Source organism: Veillonella sp. DNF00869 (assembly GCF_001553345.1).
Taxonomy (GTDB): Bacteria; Bacillota; Negativicutes; order Veillonellales; family Veillonellaceae; genus F0422.
In genome coordinates this window covers 16,487-31,486 of record NZ_KQ960765.1, presented here as the reverse complement: position 1 = coordinate 31,486, position 15,000 = coordinate 16,487, and the positions used below count along the sequence as shown (strand labels likewise).

Below are 15,000 nucleotides of genomic sequence, written 5' to 3'. Positions count from 1 at the left end.
GCGACATGTTAACCGCTACACCACGGGGCCGTGTACTGAGTACTTATATACTATACCATAGGTATTACATCTTGGCAATACCTATGGTCAATTATATATATTCCTAAAATGCATACTAATTCTATTAATAACAATTTGGTTTTCTATCACGAAACACATTAATTTTAGAGCGAATGTGGTCTACAATGTCTAAATCAATAGTTACTATGTGAGTTTGCGGCGTTTCATCACATTCTAATAACACTTCACCCCAAGGGTCTACTACCATCGAGTGACCTGCCATTGGTAATTTACCAATAGTTCCACAACCATTAACACTACAGAAAAACATTTGATTCTCTATAGCCCTAGCTTGATTTAATATTTGCCAATGATGTAAACGTAACAATGGCCATTGAGCTGGCAAAAAGAATAATTCTATCCCTTGTAATGCTGATTTACGAATTAGTTCGGGAAAACGAATATCATAACATGTGGCACTGGAACAAAGCACACCATCTAATGTAAAGTTATGAATCGAATTACCACCCGTGAAATATTCATTTTCTTTGGCAGGACTAAACCCATGCATCTTATCATACGTAGATAGCAATTCCCCTTTGCGGTTGTATACATAGGTTCTATTGTAGATAGTGTCTCCTTCTTTAACAGCTACTGATCCACCAAAGATATTCACATGTTCTGATTGCGCCAATTCACCCAACAAAGCTTGCGCCCGTTGACCTGATTCATCTGCCAATGCATGTAACTCTGGACCCGTCATAAAGCCAGTATTCCAAGTTTCTGGTAATACTACTACATCAGCCCCCTGCTTAGCCACAGCTCGCACCTTCTCCATTAGAGTCTCAAAATTTTTATCCACTTGTCCAATCTCTGTAGCTAATTGAATGATACCTAATCGTAACTCTTTCATCATTCCTCCTAAATGTGCCAAGCCATATGATCAGTAAAGTCATTTGGCTCTAATGGCAACGCATGCCGTCGTGGTACATAGGATCCTTTGTCAAAACGATCTACTTTAGGGCGACGATATATAATATGCTCTGGTTCCGTTTCAAAAATGATCACATTCTTTGGTACATCTCGTTTAATGACCAGATTACAGCCTATTTTTGAACCTTTTCCTACCGTAATATCACCTAGCACCTTTGTGCCTGCACCGATAAGCACATCATCTTCCACCGTAGGATGACGTTTTATCTTACGAGAATCCATCCCTCCAAGAGTCACCCCATGAAAGAGTGTCACATTATCTCCTACAATAGCAGTTTCACCAATGACAACCCCCATACCATGGTCAATAAATAAGCCTTTACCAATTTTCGCGCCTGGGTGAATTTCTATGCCCGTTACTCGACGTGCATGTAATGCTACTCGCCGGGCCAAAGTAAACCAACCTTTTCGATATAGACGATGCGCAAAAAAATGCCAAAATAATGCTGTTATATGAGGATATGTCCACACTACCATATACCAAGAGGTGGCCGCTGGATCAGATTGTAATACACGCTGTATATTGTATCGAATAGAATTCCATACCTCTCTCATAAATTCCTCCCTATACACAGATAGCATGGCCTAGACCATGCTATCTTTTGTATCACAATCGATTAAGAATGAATCCAATCTACACTTTCAAATTGAATCATAGATAAATATTTTTCTACTCCATCTGGAGCTACCACGACAACGTCTACATCTGGGAATTTACGACCATATTGACGAGCCACAAAAATCGCAGCTGCTGATGAAATACCAATACCAATACCAGTTTCACGCATGAAGTTAGCTACTTCTTCGATGGCATCTTCATCGGTTACTGTTTGTACTTCATCCATCAAAGAAGAGTCGAAGTTTTCTGGAATAAATCCAGCTCCAATACCCTGAATTTTATGAACCCCACCAGTACCGCGAGAAATAACTGGAGAGCCTTCCGGTTCTACGGCCACCGCTTTAATATATGGGTGTTGCTCTTTTAAAGCTTTTGTTACACCTGTGAAGGTGCCACCTGTACCAATGCCAGCTACGAAAATACCTACGTTAGGCACATCGCGCAAAATTTCTTTCGCTGTTGTTTCATAATGTGCATGTGGATTTGCTGGGTTAACAAATTGCCCCAAAGTCACTGCATTAGGATAGTTATCAAGAATTTCTTGTGCCTTTCCAAGAGCACCTTTCATACCTAATTCTTTTGGAGTTAAAATTAATTGTGCTCCATAGGCTTTAATTAATTCACGACGTTCCTTACTCATACTTTCAGGCATAATAATGATTGTTTTAATGGACAACATAGCACCTAGCATAGCTAAAGCAATACCGGTATTACCACTTGTGGCTTCTACAATAATAGTATCGTTTTTAATTAAGCCTTTTTCTTGCGCATCTTGCAACATACCAAGAACAGCACGATCTTTTACACTGCCACCGGCATTGTATTTTTCTAATTTCACATATACATTAGTATCTGGAATTCGATACATTGGTGTGTTTCCAATTAAGTCAATTGCATTTTTTACAACAGCCATACTTATTCTCCTCTACTTAGACTTCAATATAAAACACTTAATTTTATTCCTATTCTATAGATAGGATTTGATTTTGTCAACTACATTCTTCTCAAAATTTTACTTATTTTGATTGAAAGCCACCATGCCCCATACGAATGCAATCTTCTTTTGTGATTCGTACATCTGCTAATAAACGTGGCGTTATCACATCAAAAGCGCTCGGATTATTGTACAATACACCACCTGGTACCCCCAGTACTGGCGTGCTATCTTCCAAATACGCAATGCACACCATAGAGCCTGGCAACACTGGTAGCCCATAAGTAACCACTTCTTTCGCACGACGTGCAATGGCACCTGGGGTTAAATCATCAGGATCTACACTCATACCACCCGTGCAGAATATAATCTCTGCCCCTTGGGACTTTACTTTGTCTATGGCCTCCACAATTTGATCTGTATTATCTGGCACAATTTCATGAGCTACCAGTTCTACACCATAATCCGCTACACGGTCTTGGATAACCGCTGTGAAAGCATCTTGAATGCGCCCTGCAAAGACTTCACTACCTGTAGTAACAATACCCATTTTTTTACGCACAAATGGGTAGACTTGTAAGATAGGCTCCTTACCTTCACGTAATCGTTTCGCTTCTTCTAACTGCCATGCTTCTAATAATAATGGAATACATCGCATGCCTGCTACCGGTTGCCCAGCTTTTACAGGTGTACCGTGTAATCTTGTAACAATGGTCAACTCCCCAATACTATTGATTTCATGCAATCCTTCCACATCCACGGTCAATACACCATCATGATTTGCCAAGGCTTCAATCTTGCCTTGTTGTACTGGGGTAGGGCTGAGAGATGGATGTTCACAGAAACGATATAATTCTTCTGCTACTTGCTCCTCATGAACTAAATTATAGTCGGATTCTTCCATTACATAAATATGCTCTTTTCCTAATTGCAATAATAATTCCACATCTTCCGCTCTGATGATGTGTCCTCGTTTAAATGGTGTGTCTTTTACTTCTCCAATGACGATGCGCACAATATCGTGGCAAAGTGCTTGACCCACTGCATCTTTTACATGTATTTCTTTCATTTTAGTATCCCCACATTCGTTTACCAATGGTGAAAGCTAGCCCGCACAGGCCATACCCAACCAATACCTGTCCACCCATGTAGGATAGCATATACCACAAACCTTTCTCTTGCAGCATATATCCTTCAAAGATAAAGGTAGAAAAGGTTGTCAGCCCACCTAAAAACCCTGTAATACATAACAGTTTAACCCAAGGTGATACATTAGGTTGCCCTTCAATATATGCCATACCCAATCCAATGAACATGGACCCTATGATATTTACTAGCACCGTTCCCCAAGGATACAGTGCTCCTTTCGTGACCATATACTGTCCAATGCCATACCGCGTCATGGCACCAATAGCCCCACCAATAGCCACTGCTATATATACATTCATAATCAAACTCCTTTATTCCTTTATTATACACCACCCTAAGCGGATTATATACTAAACTGCGAATTTTTCTCTCTCGATTTATATATAAGTTGTTATAGTTACACCCTATATTAGAAGTACCCACTATTTTTTTCACTATATGTCGTACCAACATTGTACACACATTACATCTCTCATGTAGCATAAGCTAGTACGTATACTAGATTCATACAAGCTCCATACCAATATAACTCCTACTACGTGTTACAGAGAGCTTACCTATAAGCGCTATATTAAAGAACGCCCACATAGACTACCTAGCTCAACTACTTTGATACAACAAAAAAGAACTGCCTATTTCTAAGCAGTTCCTTTATATACATTAGTTTCCAGGATTTTTTACTAAATCTTGACCCGCAATACCAGGGCGCGTCATTTCTTTCGGAGAAAGAATATAATCCATTTCTTCTTTCGTTAACAATCCTTGTTCTAGAATGATTTCTTTTACGCTACGATCAGTTTCCAACGCTTCTTTTGCCAAAGCAGAGGCATTTTCATAACCAATATGCGGCAACAAAGCTGTTACGATACCAACAGAACGTTCTAACCAATATTCACATTGTTCTTTATCTACTTCAAGGTCAACTAACAATTTATCTACAAATGTATTTACCGCATTTTTTAAGTAGCACATAGAGTTGAACAAGTTATAAGCAATCACTGGTTCCATAACATTTAATTCGAATTGTCCATTTTCTACGCCAAGAGAAATTGTCAAATCATTGCCAATAACTTGGTAACAAGTTTGGTTCAACACTTCCGCAATTACTGGATTTACTTTGCCTGGCATGATGGAAGAACCCGGTTGACGTGGCGGTAATTTTAACTCACCAATACCACAACGAGGGCCAGATGCCATTAAACGGAAGTCATTAGCCATTTTAATTAATACTAGGGCTGTTACTTTCAATCCAGAAGAAATATCCGCAAACACATCTGTATTGTTCGTAGCATCAATTAAGTTGTCCGCCGTAATGAACGGTTCTCCTACAACACGGGATAATTCATCTACAACAGCTTTGATATACGTAGGCTCTGCATTCAAGCCTGTACCCACAGCAGTAGCCCCCATATTCACAGTATGTGCTTCTAACATAGCAGATTTGATACGACGAATACCACGGCGCACGCCAGATGCATAAGCACCCATTTCTTGACCTAATGTAATTGGCACCGCATCTTGTAAATGAGTACGACCCATTTTTAAAATTTCTTTATACTCTTCAGCTTTTTTATCTAGTTCATCTGCTAAACGACGAAGTGCCATTAATAAAGGCTTACTTTTCATAATCGCACATACTTTGATAGCTGTTGGGAAGGTATCATTTGTAGATTGTGCCATATTCACATGGTTATTCGGAGATACGATGTCATATTGACCTTTTTCATACCCTAAAATTTCCAAAGCACGGTTCGCTAATACTTCGTTCATATTCATATTAAAAGAAGTACCTGCTCCTCCTTGGATAGGATCTACAGGAAATTGATCATTGAAATTACCACGTACCACTTCATCTGCAGCACGACTAATCGCTTGACCTATTTTTTCATCTAAACGACCAGTACTCATATTCGCTAAAGCACAAGCTTTTTTTACCATAGCCATAGCTTTTACGAAATCTAAGTCAATTTGTTTACCTGTAATAAAAAAATTTTCAATACCACGTAATGTTTGTACCCCATAGTACAACTCATCGGCTAATTCTAATTCACCTAGAAAATCATGTTCTTTTCTCATAGTATACCTCATTTCATATAATATCATGTGTATCTACTGTATAAGCTTTGTGTATATGATATACCTGTATTATATCATGTATCTTGTATACAAAATAGGTGCATGCTTTCTAGTTCCGAATAATGCCTCCTTGTATATCTAATAAAATAACTAAAACTTATAGCAATCATTAATTTTATTCATTTTTATATATTTCTATAGACTATATAAGAATATATATGATATAAAATTTATGTTGTAAATACATCCAGTTCTATATGACAAGGACCCTCTGCTATATAGGAAACATATAAAAGGTAACTCCAACTACACTCCAAAAGAATAAATGTGGTTCCAACCGCACGCAAAAAAGCCTGAAAAGTGGTGCCAACCAGGAGCCAACGAACTCAAACTATACCCTTTTAAACCCCTTTTAGAAAACAAAAAACCCAGTAACTAAGTTAGCTACTGGGCTTATATTTGTATTGAATTATTCTGCTGTGAATGGCAACAACGCGATAGCACGAGCACGTTTAATTGCAAGTGTCAATTTACGTTGATGTTTAGCACAAACACCAGAAATACGACGTGGAAGAATTTTGCCACGTTCAGTCGTGAAACGACGAAGTTTAGCAATATCTTTGTAGTCGATTTGATCAGCATGGTCAACACAGAAGTTACATACTTTTCTTCTTGGTTTTCTGCCTCTATCTCTTCTCATTGAGAAACCTCCTTTGATATAGTTGTGGAGTTCTTAGCTTAGAACGGAATTTCTTCACCTGCGCCTGCACCGGAACCTGCACCAAAATCATCAAAATTGGATGCACCACCGTCAAAGGCATCAAATGATTGCGTATCTAAGGCTTGTCCCACGAAATTAGCAACTACTTCTGTTACATATCGTTTTGTACCATCTTGTGCTTCGTAAGAACGAGTCGCAATACGACCTTCTACAAAACAACGGCTGCCTTTACGCAAGTTTCCCGCAGCTTCTCCTAATTTTCCCCAAGCTACACAATTTACAAACGCTGTTTGTTCCTTAGTCTCGCCATTTTGATCCACATATGTATTGGATGCAGCTACTGTGAAAGTAGCAACAGCACGACCAGTTTTTGTGTAACGCACCTCAGGGTCACGAGCTAAATTCCCTAAAAGTTGTACAGAATTCATATCCTCAACCTCCTTAGGCTATTATTCTTCGTGTTTTACAATCAGGTGTCTAAGAACGTTATCGTCGATTTTAAGTACGCGGTCGATTTCTTTGATTTCGCCAGGAGCTGCTTCAAAGTTAATCAATACGTATACGCCATCAGTATGTTTATTTACTGCATACGCTAAACGGCGTTTACCCCAAACGTCAACTTTCTCAACTGTACCGCCAACACGAGCAATTAAAGCCTCAATTTTATCAAAAGTAGCTTTGTTTGTCTCTTCATCAGCTGGTTTCACAATCACCATGACTTCGTATTTGTTCATACAAAATCACCTCCTCTTTCGGACTAACGCCCCTATCTTACATAGGGGTAGGAAGATGCTTACCATCAATAAGCCTTATTATTGTACAACATTCTAGTCTGAATTGCAAGAAAAATATGAAAATAGACATAGTCCCCAAGGAGCCATGTCTATTTCATTAACATACTAATTATGTATATTATGCTTCTGCTTGTTTTGCTAATTTAGCGTAACTTTCAGCTTCTACTTCTTCTTGTGTTCTAAAATCTTGTGGTAATGTAGATAATCGAATCCAACTACGAATTGCCTCTACTAATACAACAAGAATCATAATAAACATAGCTACAGAGAAGGCCACTAAAATCCATTTACCAGCTGGAATATAGTTGAAGAATACGTTTTCAATATCAGCAGCGACTGCTACAATCGCCATAAGAATAGTTGGAACACCTGTTACCCAAGCATACCGTTTTTTCCCTAAACGCATGATGATTGTTGTACTTACTGCCAATGTCATCGTACCTAATAATTGGTTAGATACACCGAATAATGGCCAAATTGTGCCAATGTTGCCTTGTAATACTAGGTATCCCCACATGATACAAATCAATGCAGCACAACCATATACACCAGGAGCCCAATGTTGGTCATTGAATTTAGGCCAGTATAAGCCAAGTAATTCTTGTAATAAGTAACGACCTACACGAGTACCTGCATCAATCAAAGTCATGATGAACAAGGCTTCAAACATAATACAGAAGTGATACCAATAGCCCAATAAATGATCCATATTAGGTAGGCGAGAGAAGATATGTGCCATACCTACTGCTAAGGATACAGCGCCACCAGGACGATGCATCAAGTCTTCCCCTACTAGAGCTGATAACGCTGGTAATTCATGCACTTGAAGTCCCAAGGCTCTAAAAGATTCTGCCGTAGAGTTGATTGCAAAATAATCATCTGGATGCAGTGCAGTAGCTGCAATCATTGCCATCATAGAAATGAAAGATTCTGTTAACATACCACCATAACCGATAGGTAATACTTCTCTTTCATTTGTTAACATTTTAGGTGTTGTACCTGTTGCGATAACCGTATGGAACCCAGATAAAGCACCACAAGCAATGGTAATGAAAATATATGGGAATACAGAACCTTTCAATACAGGACCGCCACCCCAAATATATTCTGTCACTGCTGGCATTTGGATTTCAGGCATAACGATTAGAATACCAAGTGCTAAGGCTCCTATAGTACCAATTTTTAAATAGGTAGATAGGTAATCACGAGGAGCTAATAACAACCAAACTGGTAATGCTGCTGCGAAGAAGCCATAGACAGCTAACATAATTTCAATTGTTTTCAAATCATAAATAAACCAAGATGCATATTCACTAGCCGCTACATTGGGACCATAGATAATAGCTGCAAAAATAAGACCAACCCCAATGATTGTTGCTTCTTGAATTTTTCCCGGACGCAACCATTGTAGATAAATACCAATAAAAATTGCAATAGGAATTGTTGCAAACACTGAGAAAAATGCCCAAGCAGAGCCGTGAAGCGCATTGGCTACTACTACTGCCATACCTGCTAATGTAATAACAAGCAAGAATAACGTCGCTAGCATAGCACCTAAACCTGCAATTTTGCTAATCTCTTCACGGGTAATATCCGCAATGGATTTACCATCATAACGAATAGACGCAAATAGAATAACCATATCATGGACTGCACCAGCAAATACGGAGCCGATAAGAATCCACAGAGTACCTGGCAAGTACCCAAATTGTGCTGCAATTACCGGTCCCACTAAAGGACCTGCCCCAGCAATTGCTGCGAAATGATGACCAAATGTGACCCATTTATTTGTAGGCACATAATCATGTCCATCATTGTGAACCATAGCCGGCGTCATTCGATACTTGTCTAAAGTTAACACCTTCGCCGCTATGAATGCCCCATAAAAACGATATCCTAACATTAAGATACACGCTGAGGCAATAACTAAATAAATACCATTCATGACCATACATACACCCCCTAAATGTTGGATGAGTCACGCTATATATACCCATTCATTGCATGACATCACCCTATGATCTATGCAAAAAAGTAAATTGGTATTTCTGATTTAATTATAGTTACAAATATCATCCATGTCAATTTACTATTTCTCATAATGGTACTGATTTAGTCTTAAAGAAACTCCGTATTTACAATACATTCTAGGCTTATGAAGTTTCTTTATTCTCAATATAATAAGATTTCATGTCCTTTCAGAATGCACAAAACACCTTACATTGTATGCCCAGAACGGCTTTCCAAGTATGTTTTATAGTCATTTACAACGTTGATAAATGATTCACGTCCCATAGCAACATTGAGAGCATTTCTCCATCTTGCTGCCTCTGGCAATCCTTTGATATAAAAGCTAGCATGCGTTCGAATCTCACGAGTTGCTAAGTCCACACCTTTATAGTGACATAGCAACTCATAATGACGTAAGAGCATAGTAATTCGCTCTGATCCCGTTGGACTAGGGCTGTAGCTACCTGTTTCTAGGTATTCTTTAATTTGTCGAAATAGCCACGGATTCCCTTGCGCTGCACGTCCTATGAGCATAGCGTCACAACCCGTGTATTCCAGTAATGCCTTGGCACTCTCAGGAGAGTTCACATCACCATTACCTATCACTGGAATCTGCAAAGCAGACTTCACCTCTTTAATGTAATCCCAATTGGCCTTACCACTATACATCTGTTCACGAGTACGACCATGCACAGCTACTGCAGCTACTCCTACAGATTCCATGCGTTGTGCCATATCTACTACATTGATACACGTCTCATCCCAACCTAGACGCAATTTAACAGTCACTGGAATATGTACTGCTTTCACAGCTGCCTCCGCCACCTTCATGGCTAACTCTGGAGTCTTCATCAACGCAGAGCCATCTCCAGAGGATACTACCTTTTTCACAGGGCAGCCCATATTAATATCTACTATAGGCGCTCCCGCTGCCTCTACTACTTTTGCTCCAATGGCTATGGCTTCTGGATCTGACCCAAAAATTTGCATAGAAACAGGCTGTTCTACCGCTTCCATATAGAGCAATTCTTTTGTATGTTCATTATTGTATTTAATCCCCATGGCACTCACCATTTCCGTACACACGAAAGAGGCTCCCATTTCTTTTGCTAATAAGCGATAGGACACATCGCTAAATCCAGCCATGGGCGCTAACCCAATACGGCCAGGAATTATGACATGTCCTATGTGCCAGGATGTATTATTGATTTCTTTCATAAATAAGTCGTAATCCTTCTAATGTCATCATTGGATCAATGTGGTCAATCACATCAGTTTCAGCACTAATGAGAGGTGCTAAGCCTCCAGTGGCTACCACTTTAGTGTCCTCTGGCATTTCTCGTTTCATACGAGCTACAATGCCTTCCACTTGTCCAACATATCCAAATAATACGCCCGCCTGCATAGCACCAACTGTGTTGCGACCAATGACAGGACCAGGATTTTTAATTTCTATCCGTGGTAATTTAGCAGTGCGACCAAATAGGGCTTCTGCAGAGATACCAATACCTGGAGAAATAGCGCCCCCTAAGTATATACCACCATCTAATACGGCAGAATACGTCGTCGCTGTGCCAAAGTCAATGATAATTAAGTTTCCACCATACTTTTCATAAGCAGCCACCGCATCTACAATTAAATCGGCTCCCAGTTCACGAGGGTTTTCGTATTTAATAGAAATACCTGTTTTAATACCAGGGCCTACGAATAATGGTTTTTTATGAAAATAGCGCAAACACACGCGCTCTAACGTAGGGTTCAAAGGAGGTACTACAGAAGAAATAATAACAGCTTCCACATCTTCTTTATTCACCTTTGGATCGTGAAGAAATAAATTGCTCAATAACATGCCATATTCATCAGTGGTTCTCCCACGATCTGTAGAAATGCGCCAATGAGCCATAATTTCTTTTCCCTCATATACGCCTAATACGATATTCGTATTCCCTACGTCTACAACTAATAACATCTTAATATCCTCCTCCAGTGGAGCGTATAGACACATCTCCTGCTATGATACGTTCCTCACGTCCATCCTCTAATTGAACGATCAGATTTCCATCTCTATCTAAATCTTTAGCATACCCTATATAATCTTTATCTGGCGCTTTTACCAGTACTTCTTTATATAAAGTTACACTATACTCTTTCCATTCTTCCAAAGTAGAGTCAAAGCCTTCTTGACACACCTTTTCATACTGATCCTCTAAGGCTTTTAAAATTACAGCGAAGGCCTCTTTGCGATCTATCTCTATCCCAGCTATAGCAAAAGACATGACTTTATCTTTCAGATCCTCGCTAACTTCTTCTATCGTCGTATGCGTATTGATACCAATCCCTAAGACAATATAGTTAATCTCTTCCATAGTGCCATTCATTTCTGTTAGAATACCCACCATTTTACGAGACCCTACCAATATATCATTCGGCCATTTGATGCCCGCCTCTGAAAGCCCCAAGGTGCGGAATGCTTTCACTAAGGCAACTCCTGCCATTAAGGTACATTTTGACGCTTCCATAGGTAAGAACTTGGGTCTTAGAATTAAGCTAAACCAAAGCCCTTTTCCATAGGGAGAATACCAACCTCTAGATAAGCGACCACGACCGGAAGATTGTTCTTCTGCACATACTACTGTACCTTCTGGAACTCCATCCATAGCCAAGGCCTTTGCGATACTATTTGTGGAATCTAACCGTTCTTCATATACATAATAACGGCCAAAGGATTTTGTTTGTAATACCCCTTCCATCTCTTCAGGACTAATCAGATTCGGCTCTTCTAGCAACCGATACCCTTTTTTTGTAAAAGATTCTATCACATAGCCTCGTTTACGTAGTACTTCTATATGCTTCCAAATCGCTGTACGTGACACCTGGCAAGCCTCTGACATCGCTTGCCCAGATACAAATTGATCTCTGTTTTCTTTTAAAAAGTCTAGTATTTCATCTCTCACGGCTTGTCGCCTCCTTACCTTTATCGAGGTTTACAATACGATTGTACAGAGGTCCTACATAAAAAGCAAGTCTTTTCTAAGTAATTCACCATCCATAGCTATGCCAATTTGGTACACCAACAAAAAAGGGCTCATAATACATCTTGATTAAATCTAATATGCACAAAAGGTACCTTCCCCTAGGGGAAGATACCTTCCTATTAGCATCTTAGATTATTCTTTTGATACATCAATTTTATCTGGCATCACGATACCTGCCACTTCTAGAGGAGTTTTCTTACTATTCTCTTCCTCTTCTGCTTTTGCTTGTGCTTCTTCTGGACTTAGTAAAGTACCATAGCGATACAAGTTTTCCACTTGCTTAGCATCAATTGTTTCTTCTTCTAATAAAGCTTTCGCCATATTATGTAAGAAATCAATATTTTCTGTTAACAAGTTCATTACATCACCGTATGCTTCTGCTACAATGCGATGCATTTCATTGTCAATTTTTTCAGCTACTGCTTCACCATAATTGCGTTCAGAGCCTAAACTTTTACCTAAGAAGACTTGTTCTTGATGTTCACCAAATACCAATGGTCCTAGCTCATCACTCATACCCAAACGAGTAATCATTTCGCGAGCAATGTTCGTTACCATTTGTAAGTCTCCAGAAGCACCACTACTGATTTCTTTTAGTACAATCGCCTCTGCACAACGTCCACCCAAAGCCACGCGAATCTGTGCTAGCAGTTGGGAACGTGTCATATAGTTTTTCTCTTCTTGTGGGAGCATCATGGTGTAACCACCTGCGCTACCACGAGGAATAATTGTTACTTTATGAACAGGATCTGCATTTGGCCATAAATGAGCCACAATAGCATGACCAGATTCATGGTATGCTGTCAATTCACGTTCTTTTTCACTCACCACATGACTTCTGCGCTCAGGACCATAGCTTACTTTTTCACTAGCTTCTTCTAAGTCATGCATGGAAATCGTTTTACGATCTTGACGAGCTGCTAACAACGCTGCTTCATTTAATAAATTGCTCAAATCAGCACCAGTAAAACCAGGTACTTTTTTCGCGATCGTTTTTAAATCCACATCTGGATCCAACGGTTTATTACGAGCATGGACTTGTAAAATCGCCTCACGACCACGAAGATCTGGACGACCCACTGTCACTTGGCGGTCAAAACGACCTGGACGTAATAAAGCTGGGTCTAAAATATCTGGGCGATTCGTAGCCGCAATGGTAATAATACCTTCATTGGCACCGAAACCATCCATTTCTACCAACAATTGGTTCAAGGTTTGTTCACGTTCATCATGACCGCCACCAAGACCTGCACCACGTTGACGACCTACTGCATCAATTTCATCGATGAAAATAATGCATGGTGCATTTTTCTTAGCTTGACTGAACAAGTCACGCACACGAGAGGCACCAACACCAACGAACATTTCTACAAAGTCAGATCCACTAATGGTAAAGAATGGAACTCCTGCTTCCCCTGCTACAGCACGTGCTAACAAGGTTTTACCTGTCCCTGGAGGGCCAAACAATAAGACCCCTTTTGGAATTTTAGCCCCGATCGCATTAAATTTACCAGGATTACGTAAGAATTCAACGACTTCTTCCAATTCTTGCTTAGCTTCATCTGCACCAGCCACATCTTTAAAGGTCACATTAACTTTACCTTCTCCCTGCATTTTAGCACGAGATTTGCCAAAGTTCATGACGCGACCAGATCCACCTTGTGTAGACTGCATCATAAAGAACCAGAATCCAATAATCAATACAATTGGTAACGCAGATGTTAATAAGCTAACCCACCAAGCTGGTTGCTCAGGCGGTTGCGCCGTTACATCAACACCACCTTCGGACAGTTTTGCAAAAATACCTGCATCACTTGGTGCATAGGTAGCAAATTCTGTACCAGATTTTAATTTACCTGTAATAGAATGATCCCCTGTAATTGTGACACTCTCTACATTTTTTCGTTGCACCTCTTGTAGGAACGATGTATATGTAATTTCTGATTTATTTTTTGTACCTTCAGAAAAAGAGTTAATCGCTGCCACTGCTGCGACAATTATCAACAAATAGAGGAGTACGTTTTTTAAGCCTCGCTTCAAATTTTTCTCCTTTCTCATCTATAATCTAAATTGATACTTATTTATCATATCAAATTTTGTCGAATATATCAACGATTATTGATAGACTTCTTCTTTTAAAATGCCAATATACGGCAATTGACGATATTTTTCATCGTAATCTAAACCATATCCAATGACAAACTCATCTGGGATGACAAAGCCTTCATAGTCTACATAAACATCTACTTTACGACGATCTGGTTTATTCAACAAGGAACAAAGACGAACACTAGCCGCTTTGCGAGATTGCAAGTTTTCTAGTAAATAGGACAAGGTTGTACCAGTATCTACTATATCTTCTACTACAATCACATGTTTTCCTTCTACAGGACGATCTAAATCCTTTAAAATACGAACTACCCCACTACTTACAGTACTACTACCGTAACTAGAGCAAGAAATAAAATCCATTTTTACATCGCCTTCAATATGACGTGCTAAATCTGTAAAGAATACAATGGCCCCTTTTAATACACCTACAAGGACAATTTCTTTACCTTTATAATCTTCTGTAATTTGACGACCTAATTCCGCCACTCGTTTTTGAATTTGTTCTTCCGAAAGCAATAATTCTTTCACTTCTGGTATCATAGTAACTCCTTATTAGT

General features: G+C 39.4%; 15 protein-coding genes. All 15 read right to left on the bottom strand.

What is annotated here, in order from left to right:
- Window positions 1-124: 124 nt before the first annotated feature.
- Complete coding sequence (locus tag HMPREF3032_RS01910; protein ID WP_062401390.1) at window positions 125-913, bottom strand: carbon-nitrogen family hydrolase; 789 nt, start codon at window positions 911-913, stop codon at window positions 125-127.
- 8 nt (window positions 914-921) lie between these two features.
- Entirely contained in the window at window positions 922-1,548 is a 627-nt protein-coding gene (gene epsC, locus HMPREF3032_RS01905) for a serine O-acetyltransferase EpsC (RefSeq protein WP_009353111.1), read from the bottom strand.
- A 62-nt stretch (window positions 1,549-1,610) separates the two neighbouring features.
- A complete protein-coding gene (locus tag HMPREF3032_RS01900; RefSeq protein WP_062401388.1) occupies window positions 1,611-2,525 on the bottom strand; it encodes a PLP-dependent cysteine synthase family protein in 915 nt (304 codons plus the stop codon).
- Between the two features lie 103 nt (window positions 2,526-2,628).
- Entirely contained in the window at window positions 2,629-3,615 is a 987-nt protein-coding gene (locus tag HMPREF3032_RS01895; protein WP_062401386.1) for a molybdopterin-binding protein, read from the bottom strand.
- Between the two features lies 1 nt (window position 3,616).
- Complete coding sequence (locus HMPREF3032_RS01890; RefSeq protein ID WP_062401384.1) at window positions 3,617-3,994, bottom strand: fluoride efflux transporter FluC; 378 nt, start codon at window positions 3,992-3,994, stop codon at window positions 3,617-3,619.
- 361 nt (window positions 3,995-4,355) lie between these two features.
- Window positions 4,356-5,771 (bottom strand): aspartate ammonia-lyase, encoded by a 1,416-nt coding sequence (locus tag HMPREF3032_RS01885; protein ID WP_009353123.1) that lies wholly within the window; start codon window positions 5,769-5,771, stop codon window positions 4,356-4,358.
- A 469-nt stretch (window positions 5,772-6,240) separates the two neighbouring features.
- On the bottom strand, window positions 6,241-6,471 hold the full coding sequence (rpsR, locus tag HMPREF3032_RS01880; protein WP_009353119.1) for a 30S ribosomal protein S18: 231 nt from the start codon (window positions 6,469-6,471) through the stop codon (window positions 6,241-6,243).
- A gap of 38 nt (window positions 6,472-6,509) precedes the next feature.
- Entirely contained in the window at window positions 6,510-6,920 is a 411-nt protein-coding gene (locus HMPREF3032_RS01875; protein WP_009353084.1) for a single-stranded DNA-binding protein, read from the bottom strand.
- A 21-nt stretch (window positions 6,921-6,941) separates the two neighbouring features.
- The gene (gene rpsF / locus HMPREF3032_RS01870) at window positions 6,942-7,226 is read right to left on the bottom strand and encodes a 30S ribosomal protein S6 (RefSeq protein WP_009353064.1); all 285 of its coding nucleotides are present in this window, start codon (window positions 7,224-7,226) and stop codon (window positions 6,942-6,944) included.
- A gap of 178 nt (window positions 7,227-7,404) precedes the next feature.
- Window positions 7,405-9,237: a carbon starvation CstA family protein gene (locus tag HMPREF3032_RS01865; protein ID WP_009353099.1), complete on the bottom strand. Its 1,833-nt coding sequence runs from the start codon at window positions 9,235-9,237 to the stop codon at window positions 7,405-7,407.
- A 266-nt stretch (window positions 9,238-9,503) separates the two neighbouring features.
- On the bottom strand, window positions 9,504-10,514 hold the full coding sequence (dusB, locus tag HMPREF3032_RS01860; RefSeq protein WP_062401379.1) for a tRNA dihydrouridine synthase DusB: 1,011 nt from the start codon (window positions 10,512-10,514) through the stop codon (window positions 9,504-9,506).
- A complete protein-coding gene (locus HMPREF3032_RS01855; RefSeq protein WP_009353081.1) occupies window positions 10,498-11,265 on the bottom strand; it encodes a type III pantothenate kinase in 768 nt (255 codons plus the stop codon). The genes dusB and HMPREF3032_RS01855 overlap by 17 nt, the downstream gene beginning before the upstream one ends.
- Before the next feature lies 1 nt (window position 11,266).
- Window positions 11,267-12,250, bottom strand: coding sequence for a biotin--[acetyl-CoA-carboxylase] ligase (locus HMPREF3032_RS01850; RefSeq protein WP_062401377.1), 984 nt, complete (start codon window positions 12,248-12,250; stop codon window positions 11,267-11,269).
- 213 nt (window positions 12,251-12,463) lie between these two features.
- Window positions 12,464-14,389, bottom strand: a complete 1,926-nt coding sequence (gene ftsH, locus HMPREF3032_RS01845) for an ATP-dependent zinc metalloprotease FtsH (RefSeq protein ID WP_062401375.1) — start codon at window positions 14,387-14,389, stop codon at window positions 12,464-12,466.
- A gap of 57 nt (window positions 14,390-14,446) precedes the next feature.
- On the bottom strand, window positions 14,447-14,983 hold the full coding sequence (gene hpt, locus HMPREF3032_RS01840; protein WP_009353069.1) for a hypoxanthine phosphoribosyltransferase: 537 nt from the start codon (window positions 14,981-14,983) through the stop codon (window positions 14,447-14,449).
- Window positions 14,984-15,000: the final 17 nt, after the last annotated feature.

Excerpts from the sequence above, each read along its gene's own strand:
- HMPREF3032_RS01910 (WP_062401390.1), bottom strand. The coding sequence starts at position 913 with ATGAAAGAGTTACGATTAGGTATCATTCAATTAGCTACAGAGATTGGA.
- epsC (WP_009353111.1), bottom strand. The coding sequence starts at position 1,548 with ATGAGAGAGGTATGGAATTCTATTCGATACAATATACAGCGTGTATTA.
- HMPREF3032_RS01900 (WP_062401388.1), bottom strand. The coding sequence starts at position 2,525 with ATGGCTGTTGTAAAAAATGCAATTGACTTAATTGGAAACACACCAATG.
- HMPREF3032_RS01895 (WP_062401386.1), bottom strand. The coding sequence starts at position 3,615 with ATGAAAGAAATACATGTAAAAGATGCAGTGGGTCAAGCACTTTGCCAC.
- HMPREF3032_RS01890 (WP_062401384.1), bottom strand. The coding sequence starts at position 3,994 with ATGAATGTATATATAGCAGTGGCTATTGGTGGGGCTATTGGTGCCATG.
- HMPREF3032_RS01885 (WP_009353123.1), bottom strand. The coding sequence starts at position 5,771 with ATGAGAAAAGAACATGATTTTCTAGGTGAATTAGAATTAGCCGATGAG.
- rpsR (WP_009353119.1), bottom strand. The coding sequence starts at position 6,471 with ATGAGAAGAGATAGAGGCAGAAAACCAAGAAGAAAAGTATGTAACTTC.
- HMPREF3032_RS01875 (WP_009353084.1), bottom strand. The coding sequence starts at position 6,920 with ATGAATTCTGTACAACTTTTAGGGAATTTAGCTCGTGACCCTGAGGTG.
- rpsF (WP_009353064.1), bottom strand. The coding sequence starts at position 7,226 with ATGAACAAATACGAAGTCATGGTGATTGTGAAACCAGCTGATGAAGAG.
- HMPREF3032_RS01865 (WP_009353099.1), bottom strand. The coding sequence starts at position 9,237 with ATGGTCATGAATGGTATTTATTTAGTTATTGCCTCAGCGTGTATCTTA.
- dusB (WP_062401379.1), bottom strand. The coding sequence starts at position 10,514 with ATGAAAGAAATCAATAATACATCCTGGCACATAGGACATGTCATAATT.
- HMPREF3032_RS01855 (WP_009353081.1), bottom strand. The coding sequence starts at position 11,265 with ATGTTATTAGTTGTAGACGTAGGGAATACGAATATCGTATTAGGCGTA.
- ftsH (WP_062401375.1), bottom strand. The coding sequence starts at position 14,389 with ATGAGAAAGGAGAAAAATTTGAAGCGAGGCTTAAAAAACGTACTCCTC.
- hpt (WP_009353069.1), bottom strand. The coding sequence starts at position 14,983 with ATGATACCAGAAGTGAAAGAATTATTGCTTTCGGAAGAACAAATTCAA.